This window comes from Zoogloea ramigera, assembly GCF_006539865.1.
Lineage (GTDB): Bacteria > Pseudomonadota > Gammaproteobacteria > Burkholderiales > Rhodocyclaceae > Zoogloea > Zoogloea ramigera.
In genome coordinates this window covers 1-10,197 of record NZ_BJNV01000105.1, presented here as the reverse complement: position 1 = coordinate 10,197, position 10,197 = coordinate 1, and the positions used below count along the sequence as shown (strand labels likewise).

Below are 10,197 nucleotides of genomic sequence, written 5' to 3'. Positions count from 1 at the left end.
TCGGTATCCCGATTGCCGCCGGCGCCCTCTATCCGGCGTACGGGCTGGTTCTCTCGCCGATGATCGCCGCCCTAGCGATGAGTTTTTCGTCAGCCAGTGTGGTCGGAAATGCACTGCGCCTCAGAAAGGCAGAAACAGACAAACAGACTTCCTGACATTTCAAGAACAGGGATGTAATGGCTGCGTCACCCCTTTGTCAGCCGCCGGATCGCACACTGATCGTGTGAACTCACAAGGAGGTGACATCATGAAACGCAGTCTAGGTACGACACTCGCCGGTGCGGCGCTGATCCTTACGTTAGGCGCCTGCTCATCGACTCCCCCCGTTGCGGAGATCCCGGAGGCCATTTCCAGTGCTTCAACTGCGGCTGACCACCAACGTATCGCCGACTACTTTGGAAAGAAGGCCGTGAGTTACGAGGCGGAAGCCAAGCAACACGAAAAAATGGCGGCCTCTTACTCTGGCCGTCCGAGAGGTGATGCGGGTTTGTGGGCGGCCCACTGCAGCAATCTGAAGACCAAGCTCAAGGAAGCGGCCCAAGAGGCCCGGGCACTGGAAAAGGGGCATCGCGACCTGGCGGAGAGCCTTGGCAAATAAGTCATTGCCGAGCCGGCGTCAGTCTCGTGCGGTTCGGCTTAAACAGGGGGACATCATGCAAGAAGCGAACGAAGACCTGAGAGCGCGTCTTCAGGCCAATCTCGACGTAGCGGCCGGACTATGCCGCCTGGGCTTCACCTACGGTGAGCAGGTGACGACATTGACCACCGAGACGATGCACAAGTGGGTGCTCCAGGCTGAACACGACCCCAAAGTGCTGTTGCAGGGAGACATTGCGGGTTTCACCGCGGCAAGCGGCCGGATTGCGGTGGATCACTGGTCGGCACTGCTTTCGTGCACGCTGGAATTTCAGAAGGCGCTCCTGGCGGCACTTCCTAAGCGCTAGCCGCGTAGCGGTCAGGAGAAATCTGACAGGAATGTAATCACCGGGTCATGTCTCTGACGGTTCCAGAAGCACAAACTGGCCTTGTCGGACCCGCCCGCCGGCATCTCGAACCGTCTGGATACGCTTTTTGGAGAACCTTTCATGAAACTCAATTCTTTTCTCTCGACCGCACTGATTGCCACCGTTGCGGCGCTGTCTTTTGGCGCTCAGGCTGCGGATGCCGACAAGGCACCCGCCGAGCAAACCGATAAGGCCACGCCGAAGAAGGTGAAGCCCCATTCCCACATGACGGAAAAGACCGGTATCCCGGCGTCGGCGCCTGAGGCTACGGCGGAAAAGGCGGCACCGACCAAGGATGCAAAGCGTCACAACCATCAGCGGGATGCAAAGTAAACGCAGTCATTCAGAGGCCCCATGAAGGGGCCTCGGTGTTTTGACCATGAAAACCCCAACCCACGATGAACACGGGAGCCGTTGTTCTTGCCGCCTCCTGGCTGAGACCGTCGGCTGCAAGCCCGAGGCCATCGCCTTTTCCTTTTGCCAAGTAGTGTTGATGAAGCGCTGGATCGTGGAGTGCAACCACGGCTGTATGGACAAGGCGCCCGCTTCAAAGCTCAGTAGCAAATGGCACGAGACCGGACCGATCGATCCGGTGAAGGCCATCCTGATCATGAACGAACAGGAGTAAGTTGCCATGCCACCCGTCACCGGAATTGGAAGTCTTGGGCCGGTTCAGCCGACCTCGGACGCTGGACACAGTGGCCACACCATTTCAGGGAGTGGCACTTCTTCTTTTGCCGCCGCTCTTTCACAGGTCATGGGCAGAACGACCAGCACGGTCCTGTCGGGGACGCCCAGTCCAGCATCCAGTACGGGTGGAGCACAGAGTTCGGCACAACGCGATGCTTGGCCCTCGCTGGGAGGTGGCGTCCAACCCCGTCACATTCCACTGGTGGGATCGGGGCACCCGAGCCATGATTTTCAGCAACTCGCCTTGGGGTTGAGGGCCTATCGTCAGCAAATCATCGCGTCAAATATCGCCAACGCCGATACCCCCGGCTACAAGGCCGTCGACATCGATTTCCAGGAAGCACTACGAAACGCCCAGGCGGCGGCGAATGTGCCTCCTGTATCCCTGACCACGACCTCGGGGGGGCACTTGTCAGGACAAAGCACCGGCACCCAGCCTCCCATCCCGCTGAAATACCATGTCCCCAGCCAAGGCAGTATCGATGGAAACACGGTCGAAATGGATGTCGAGCGGGCCAAGTTTGCGGAGAACACGGTGATGCATCAGTTTGCAATGGACCGGGTGAGTGGGCACTTCAAACATGCAATCGAAATGCTCCAGAGCCTGAAGTGAAAAGCTGACATGAGCCGCCCGTTGCCAGAAACCCCTGGCCAGTTGCACGGGATGCTGACCATCAGGCTTGGTTTGGCTGCGACCGTGGTTGCGCTGATTGCCGGTGGCGTTGCTTATTTCGTTGAAACCTACCGGGCGGAACAGGCAGCACTGGAGCAGGCCACCCGCAGCGCCCGCCATTTCGCCACGCCTGCAATGCAGATGATCGTTAGCGCCGGCCGGCCTGACGGCCATGACGAACTGGAGCGCTTGCTGGACAAGAGTCGTTTTGTCGGGCTGCAGGTTTTTGATGGTGATGGCGATCAGGTTTACGAGAACTGGGGGAGTAGCGCCGTTTCTCTGATCGATGTGCTCCGAGCCCAAACCTTGAAACGTCCCGAGCGCGACCAGATCCACCGGGCTTGGATCGACGTGAATTCCGAACATCTGATCCACGTAGTTGTCCCGATCTCCGGTAGCGATGGCCGTCTTGTTGGGTATGTGAGGACCGTCAGCCGGCTCGATGCGGAAACTGTCCAAGCTCAGCGGGATCAGGTTCGCACGGGGGCGCTTACCGCTGTCGGCGCCGTGGTGGCGACAGCGTTTGTCCTGTATCCCCTGATGCTGGCCATGCTGCGACGCTCAACGGACTTGTCTCGTTCCTTGCTGGACTCGAACCTGTCGCTGATCCGCTCCCTGGGGAACGCCGTGGCCAAGAAGGATTCCGGTACCGATGCCCACAACTATCGGGTCACGCTCTACGCGATCGGTTTGGCTGAAGCACTGGGGGTATCGGCGGAGGACATCTCGCATCTGGTTGCCGGTGCCTTTCTGCACGACGTGGGCAAGATCGGGATTCCCGACAGTATCCTCCTGAAGGGGGGCTCTCTGACGCCCGCCGAACTCCAGGTCATGCAGACGCATCCGGTCCTCGGTACTGAGATCGTCACCGGAAACCCCTGGTTGCAGGAGGCTGCCGTGATCATCCGGCACCACCACGAACGTCTGGACGGAAAAGGTTACCCCGATGGTTTGCGCGGTGAGGAAATTCCCCTGATTGCCCGGATTTTTGCCGTCGTGGACGTGTTCGACGCGCTGACTTCCGAGCGCTCCTACAAATCACCGATGGGCCTCGACGAGGCCATGCAGATCATCCTGCGCGAATCCGGAAGTCACTTTGATCCGCGCATCGCGTCCGCTTTCATGGATATCGCCCCTGCGTTGTACGTCACGATCACGCAGGCAGAGACGAACGAATTACGACAACGTCTGCATGAGGCGCTGTTGCGCTACTTCAAGCTGGGCGTCTTGCCGCCGGTTGTGTAGCTCACTCCAGGCGCAGGACGTGTTCGGTAGGTGCGAGTCCCGTCGAACCTTCGGTTGGTGATACCCTGATCGATTACCTGTTTTGCCTTCCATCTTCATGCCTGAAACCACCCGTCTCTTGATTGATCGCTGGAAGCAAGACCCGAATGGAACGTACCAGTCCTGGTTCTTGTGGCCCGAACGACTGAAGAACTTCCGCTCGATCCGGCGTGGAATCGGCCAGGTCATCAAGGAAATCGACGAAGGCACGTTCGGCAACGTCTATCGAGGATCGTCCCTCCAAACGGTCGTGGCCTCGATTGCCGAGCAGCGCCAAATCTTCAAGGGCGCCGATCATGCGTTCCTGTGGAAGCCCAAGCTGCGGATCCCGGATATCTACGAAGACCGGGACAATCAACGCGCCTTTGGACGGCTGCTGCATGCTTGCGACTGCTGCACAAAAGAGGCTGACGTGCTCCAGGCAATCCGGACGCTCGAAACGAAGGGCATCAAGGGCTTGGGGCCAGCCGCGGCCAACCTGCTTTACTTCATTCACCCCACGATCGTCGTCCCCTTCAATACCGCCATCGTCAAAGGCTACAACGCGCTGACCGGCGCTGCCGTCAAGCTTGGGCGTTGGGATCATTACCTTGCGATGCGGCAGGGACTCATCGAGTTCAATCAGCGCCACCGGGATCTTCTGTCCAATGATTTGGGCGCGGTTGCCGGGCTCATGTTCGATCTGGGCATGGAGCGCTATCCCTTGCCACCTGCCGAGGGAGATGCCAAGGCGACCGATGCCTGGGCAAAAGATCTGGCCGCAGTCCGGGAGGAAACCGCCGCCTTTGCCAAGCAACTCGACAAGAATCGGGTCTCCGACGAGGGGCACACCGAAGTGCAAGGGTGGCTGAGAGACCTGGGGCTGGCCCTGGGGTTCTCGGTGTGGATTGCCAGCAACGACCAGAGTCGGCCCTATGGCGGAGGGCGCCTCGCCGATGGGTGTCTCACGGTCTTGCCCCAGGCTTTGCAAAACGAAGGGGCTGACGCGGTGCGGCTCATCGATGTGATCTGGCTGGAACGAGAATCCGGCGCAGTGGTGGCGGCGTTCGAGGTCGAACATACGACCTCGATCTACTCCGGCATCGTTCGGCTGCTGGATCTGGCTTTGTCCGGTGGCGCGGCCCAGCGCCATCATCTGTTCCTCGTCGCCCCGGATGAACGAGAGGCCGATGTCCGGCAGCAGGTGCTGAGGCCGGCCTTCTCACAGGTTAGGGAGCTCAACATCCGCTATCTACCGTATGGGGAGCTACGACAGCACCGGGAAGCCATCGCCCGTTTCGGGGCTGGTATCAAGCCTGTGGAGGCGATCGCCAGAATGTTCTGAATTCGCGTCGAAATGCGCACGTGTTCGTAATCAACAACGAATCTCGTGAGCCCCCAAGCCGCTTCAGGGTGCATTGAGGGCTTCCCTGCAATTCAGGCGGTAACGGGAGACTAGCTCCCGTTGCCATGTCGTAGTAGCGAGTCAAGCCGCATGACCTCATCGCCATGCATGATGATCTTCCGGCCATCCTTGGCTTCCATGACGGTTTCTTTCTTCATGCGAGTCGCACGGCCATACTTGTCTTCCATGGCCATTTTCCCGTCCTTGAAAATATAGACAGTCGAGCCATCCTTCAGCTCGATGACCTCTCTTGCCGCCGCCCGCGCCTCATCAGAAGCGAATGCGCTCGTTGTAGCTATGACGCTCAGCGCGACCACGACCAGCATCTCCTTCAGCATTTCTCTCTCCTTCAGGTTGTGTGTGTGTGCTCCTGCACTTGTATGATGGACGTTGGCTCCTTGCAGGAGCCAACGTCCAATGACCGTTTTGTCAGCGGCTTGTTATGCTGTCGGGCCGCTTGGTTGCTAGATGAAACGTAGCTGTTGGCAGTCCCGACCGAGTGCCAGGGCTTACGTTTGATGCGCGAATGCGGTCGCGTCGGATCGCATTCCCTGCTTCAAGTGAGTCCCGTCGGGGCTACTTGCCCTTGGTCGCTTCGTAGAGGCCGTGTCCGCCCACACCTTCTTCGTGGTTGTCCTTACCCCGGTCCAAGGTTTTTTCGTTTTCGCGTTTTTTGGCCTGGCTTTCCTTTGTCGCCGGCGGCATCTTCTTGGCTTCATGGAGTGCGTGACCGCCAACCCCCTCCACGTGGTTGTCCTTATCCCGATCCCAGTTCTTCTGCAGATCGCGCTCTTTCTTCACGGCAGCAGCCGTGGGCTTACCTTGCTTTTGCAGTTCGTTCAAGGTGTGTCCGCCAACGCCTTCAGCGTGATTGTCCTTGTCGTTGGGGTCTGCATGGGCGGTGCCGACAGCGAGCAGCAGCGCGGCAAAAACAGTGGAAATGAGTTTCATGATTTTCTCCTTTGGTTCGGTCATGAGTGAGCCTGCAGTTGAAGCATGCGCTACCGACCCTTACAAGACCCGAACATGGGGGTGACAATTGTGTCACCTGCATGTCAGGAACAGGAGCCTCGTCCAAATTCCCAGAGGTTGGTGCTCCATCATCGTCCCGAGCGCAAAGTGGAAAAAGTGCTCAGCCGCGGTTGACCTTCCCATGATGGCAAGGTTTAGCCTGCTCCTGTCACCTCAACAGGAGTTGCATCATGGGTTCGTCCATCACCACCTTGCCGCGCCCGGCGCTGTCGATCGGCATTGAGGGCATGAGCTGCAGCAGTTGCGCTGCCCGCGTAGAAAAAGTGCTGGGTCGCCTGCCCGGCATTTCCAAGGCCACCGTCAGTTTCTCTACCGAATCAGCGTTGCTGGAGTCCGATTCGGTCGTTGACCTGACGACTGTGCGCCAGGCGATTGAGAAGGCGGGTTTCCATGTTCCTGAGGAAAGCCGGGTTTTGGCGATCACGGGGATGACGTGCAGCAGTTGCGCCGCGCGAGTGGAGAAGGTTCTGGCCGGGGTTCCCGGTGTCGTGAGCGCCACCGTCAACTTCGCAACTGAACAAGTGCATGTCACGCTGACCCGTGGCGTACCTACCTCGACCCTGATCAAGGCTGTCCGGAAGGCGGGTTACGATGCCGCATTGCTGACGGAGGGCTCCCCAACTGCAGCAGCACCGGTTCGCCATGGCGCCGAATGGTGGCCTGTTGCTGTTGCGGCGACCCTGTCCTTTCCGCTCGTGATTCCGATGCTGACTGATCTGTTCGGTGCGCACTGGATGTTGCCTGGTTGGGTGCAGTTATTGTTGGCGACTCCTGTTCAATTCTGGCTGGGGCTGCGTTTCTACCGTGCAGGCTGGAAGGCACTGCGTGCCGGCAGCGGGAACATGGATCTCCTCGTGGCCCTGGGGACGACTGCGGCCTACGGACTCAGCGTATATCTCCTGGCAAAGCCGACAGGCGGTGAGATGCCTCACCTGTATTTCGAAGCCTCCGCGGTTGTCATCACGCTGGTCCTGCTGGGCAAGTGGCTTGAAACCAGGGCCAAGCGGCAAACCACCGAAGCGATCCGTGCGCTTCAGGCGCTGCGGCCTGCCGTCGCCCGCATTCGTACTGGCGACGGTGACCGGGAGATCACCATCGATGCAGTCCGCGTGGGCGATGTGGTGGTTGTGAAACCCGGTGAGCGGGTAGCAGTGGATGGCCAGATTGTGGAGGGGTGCAGCCACCTGGACGAGTCCATGTTGACCGGTGAAAGCCTGCCGGTTCCGAAGCAGCCTGGCGATCGTGTCAGTGGCGGTGCGATCAATGCTGACGGTTTGCTGCTGGTGCAGACAACGGCTGTTGGTATGGAAACCACTTTGGCCCGGATCATCCGGTTGGTTGAGAGTGCCCAGTCGGCCAAGGCGCCCATTCAGCGCCTGGTGGACCGGGTGAGTGCGGTGTTTGTCCCGGTGGTCATGCTCATCGCGCTGCTGACCTTTGGCGGATGGTGGGCTTACGGCGGCGGTGTCGAGACAGCGATTATCAACGCCGTCGCGGTGCTCGTGATTGCCTGCCCGTGTGCGCTGGGTCTTGCCACCCCCACTGCGCTCATGGCGGGAACGGGTGTGGCCGCGCGACACGGCATTCTGGTGAAGGATGCGGAGGCGCTGGAAGTGGCGCACAAGGTGACGACCGTCGTCTTCGACAAGACCGGTACCCTGACGGAAGGCAAGCCCCAGGTCGTGGCCTTCGAAGCCGTTGGCGGCGTTACTCAGCAGCTCCTCAGCCTCGCTGCCAGTCTTCAGTTGGGTAGCGAGCATCCCTTGGCGCGAGCCGTGGGCAAGGCTGCCCAGGACGCCGGACTGAGCCCGATCAGTGCCCGGTTCGTTCAGGCCTTACCCGGACGCGGGCTGGCCGGCGAAATTGATGGAACACACTATGTTCTTGGTAATGCCCGATTGATGCAGGAGCGCGGTTTCAAGATGGACCATCTTGCCGACACCGCAATGCGCCTCCAAGCCGAAGGGCGGACCATATCCTGGTTGGCATCGGAAGGTGCTCAGGCCGTGCTGGGCTTGATCGCCTTCGGCGACCGGATGAAGCCAGAAGCGCGGGCAAGTATCGATCGCCTCAAGCAGATGGGCATCAGGACTGTGCTGATTACGGGCGACAGTCGTGGCGCTGCGCATGGTGTGGCAACCGAGCTTGGAATCGATCAGTGTCTGGCTGAAGTGCTGCCGGAGGGTAAGGCAGCCGAGATCGAAACCTTGAAACGGGAGAGCCACGTCGTTGCCATGGTCGGCGATGGCATCAATGATGCCCCGGCATTGGCTGCCGCCGACATTGGCATCGCCATGGGAACCGGAACGGACGTGGCCATGCACGCGGCCGGGGTGACCTTGATGCGTGGCGATCTGGCGCTGGTGGCTTCAACGATCGACATCTCCCGTCGCACCTACGCCAAAATGCGGCAGAACCTGTTCTGGGCCTGTGTTTACAACGTCGTGGGCATTCCCCTGGCGGCTGCGGGACTCCTGAACCCGGTCATCGCGGGGGCCGCCATGGCATTCTCAAGCGTCAGCGTGGTGTCGAACGCGTTGCTGCTTCGGCGTTGGCGCCCCGTCAAAATTGGATAAGAGGAAGGCGACATGAACATCGGAGCAGTTGCCAAGGCCAGCGGTGTCTCGGCCAAGATGATCCGCCACTACGAGCAGATCGGCTTGATTGGTCACAGCCCCCGGACCGAAGCGGGCTACCGGCAGTACCAGGAACGGGATCTGCACACGCTGAAATTCATCCGCAGTGCCCGTGATCTCGGGTTCTCCCTGGAGCAGATTCACCAGCTCCTGTCGCTCTGGTATGACGAGCAGCGCTCCAGTGCGGAGGTGAAACAGCTTGCGGAAAGTCACTTGAGCGATCTGGATAAACGAATTCAGGCACTCATCACCATGCGCGACGCACTGGTAAGCCTGTCGGAGAGTTGTTGCGGAGATAACCGCCCTGACTGTCCGATTCTTGAGGGGCTTGCCGGGCACGTGCCTGCATCATCGAGCCCACCCCAGCTCTCGAAGCAGAAAGCCCAAGGCGTTTAGGGCGAACTGGGCATCCTCCTCCGTGGCAGGCCGGGTGTTGTAGCGTTTTTGCTCGTTGGGTTTTCCGCGAGAGAGAAAGCGCTGCAGCAGACGGATGGCCGAACCTGCTGCTGACGGGGGCTGGGTATTGCCGTTGCTTTGCTGTTTTTCGAACGCTTTCAACAAGTCACCCAGGTCGAGATGGTGGACGTTGTTCGGGGCATCTCCAGATGCTTCGAGCCAGTACGCCAGGACCGTGGTTGTCGCGGCACGAGAGAGATCGATCAAGGAGACCGGACTGGAGCGAAATGCTGCATCGGCAACCTTGTCCAGAATTGTCGTTACGTCTGGGCTTGCCTGTTTGGGAATATGGTCGTTGATCAACTCGGGCAGGCTACCAAAGGTGGAGCGGGCATGCAGCGTGATCAGCTCTTCGCCTGAAGCGATTGTTTCCACGGAGACAATCCGCCAGACAGTGGGGGCTGACTGGGTTCCCAGGACCAACTGGGCGCGCACAGGGCGAGGGAACGCCAAGCCGAAAATTCGGGCGGGGTGGTACGTATAGAGCATTCGATTCAGCCGGCCGTCCATCGACATGTTGTTGCGATCTGGAGGCTCTGCCGTATGCGGAGGAAAGTACCACGTCTGGTTCAGGGCTCCGTCCCGCCACTCGTACAGGCGACCTCGACGTACCCGAGTGACGGGATCGAACGAATCCTCCCGAAAAACCAGGTGAGCATTGTCCAGCCGAGCTGAAGCGGGGAGCGTGCCCCAATCGCTGTCGCAGGTGATCAACGTGGCAATCGAGATTATCGGAGTCTGCCAGATCCCGTGCCCATAGTTGCTCACCCCCTCGAAGACTAGCCACGTGTTGTTGTCGACACCGATCATGCATGCGTCCTTAGCGTTGAGTGCGGCGCGATGCTAATGGATTCCGGAGCGCTGGTGAGTGTTCGCGCATCGTTTCAAGATCCAAGAGAGGGACGAAGGCTACTGCGGAACGGATGGCGGAGCGTGAAGCGCCAAATACGCAGGCAAGTCGCACAATGACCGCAGAAAGCGGGGATCGGGGCTTGCCAGGTTCCGAGCAAGGTGGATTGCGTGCATCCCAACCCGCCT

12 protein-coding genes are annotated in these 10,197 nt (G+C 59.7%); 9 read left to right on the top strand and 3 right to left on the bottom strand.

Going from position 1 to position 10,197, the window contains the following annotated elements; translation table 11 throughout:
* Positions 1–247: 247 nt before the first annotated feature.
* From ZRA01_RS18925 to ZRA01_RS18895, 7 genes are all read left to right on the top strand, one after another.
* The gene (locus tag ZRA01_RS18925) at positions 248–598 is read left to right on the top strand and encodes a hypothetical protein (protein WP_141354937.1); all 351 of its coding nucleotides are present in this window, start codon (positions 248–250) and stop codon (positions 596–598) included.
* 55 nt (positions 599–653) lie between these two features.
* On the top strand, positions 654–944 hold the full coding sequence (locus ZRA01_RS18920) for a hypothetical protein (protein ID WP_141354936.1): 291 nt from the start codon (positions 654–656) through the stop codon (positions 942–944).
* Between the two features lie 141 nt (positions 945–1,085).
* Complete coding sequence (locus ZRA01_RS18915; protein WP_141354935.1) at positions 1,086–1,337, top strand: hypothetical protein; 252 nt, start codon at positions 1,086–1,088, stop codon at positions 1,335–1,337.
* 46 nt (positions 1,338–1,383) lie between these two features.
* Entirely contained in the window at positions 1,384–1,632 is a 249-nt protein-coding gene (locus tag ZRA01_RS18910) for a hypothetical protein (protein WP_141354934.1), read from the top strand.
* Positions 1,633–1,638: 6 nt separating this feature from the next.
* Positions 1,639–2,307, top strand: coding sequence for a flagellar basal body rod protein FlgB (gene flgB, locus ZRA01_RS18905; RefSeq protein WP_246093759.1), 669 nt, complete (start codon positions 1,639–1,641; stop codon positions 2,305–2,307).
* A 9-nt stretch (positions 2,308–2,316) separates the two neighbouring features.
* Positions 2,317–3,612, top strand: a complete 1,296-nt coding sequence (locus tag ZRA01_RS18900) for an HD-GYP domain-containing protein (RefSeq protein WP_141354933.1) — start codon at positions 2,317–2,319, stop codon at positions 3,610–3,612.
* A gap of 97 nt (positions 3,613–3,709) precedes the next feature.
* Positions 3,710–4,975 carry a type II restriction enzyme NmeDI-related protein gene (locus tag ZRA01_RS18895; protein ID WP_141354932.1) on the top strand — a complete coding sequence of 422 codons (1,266 nt, stop codon included), beginning with the start codon at positions 3,710–3,712 and terminating at the stop codon, positions 4,973–4,975.
* Between the two features lie 110 nt (positions 4,976–5,085).
* On the opposite strand, the gene copK is transcribed toward ZRA01_RS18895, so the two are convergent.
* Together copK and ZRA01_RS18885 are read right to left on the bottom strand one after the other, a co-directional pair.
* Positions 5,086–5,373, bottom strand: coding sequence for a periplasmic Cu(I)/Cu(II)-binding protein CopK (copK, locus tag ZRA01_RS18890; protein ID WP_141354931.1), 288 nt, complete (start codon positions 5,371–5,373; stop codon positions 5,086–5,088).
* 238 nt (positions 5,374–5,611) lie between these two features.
* Positions 5,612–5,986 (bottom strand): hypothetical protein, encoded by a 375-nt coding sequence (locus ZRA01_RS18885; RefSeq protein WP_141354930.1) that lies wholly within the window; start codon positions 5,984–5,986, stop codon positions 5,612–5,614.
* A 251-nt stretch (positions 5,987–6,237) separates the two neighbouring features.
* Between ZRA01_RS18885 and ZRA01_RS18880 the strand changes: the two genes are divergently transcribed.
* Together ZRA01_RS18880 and cueR are read left to right on the top strand one after the other, a co-directional pair.
* Positions 6,238–8,643: a heavy metal translocating P-type ATPase gene (locus ZRA01_RS18880; protein ID WP_141354929.1), complete on the top strand. Its 2,406-nt coding sequence runs from the start codon at positions 6,238–6,240 to the stop codon at positions 8,641–8,643.
* Positions 8,644–8,655: 12 nt separating this feature from the next.
* Positions 8,656–9,099 carry a Cu(I)-responsive transcriptional regulator gene (gene cueR, locus ZRA01_RS18875; protein WP_141354928.1) on the top strand — a complete coding sequence of 148 codons (444 nt, stop codon included), beginning with the start codon at positions 8,656–8,658 and terminating at the stop codon, positions 9,097–9,099.
* On the opposite strand, the gene ZRA01_RS18870 is transcribed toward cueR, so the two are convergent.
* Entirely contained in the window at positions 9,052–9,969 is a 918-nt protein-coding gene (locus ZRA01_RS18870) for a hypothetical protein (RefSeq protein WP_141354927.1), read from the bottom strand. The two genes, cueR and ZRA01_RS18870, sit on opposite strands and share 48 nt — an antisense overlap.
* Between the last annotated feature and the right edge of the window lie 228 nt (positions 9,970–10,197).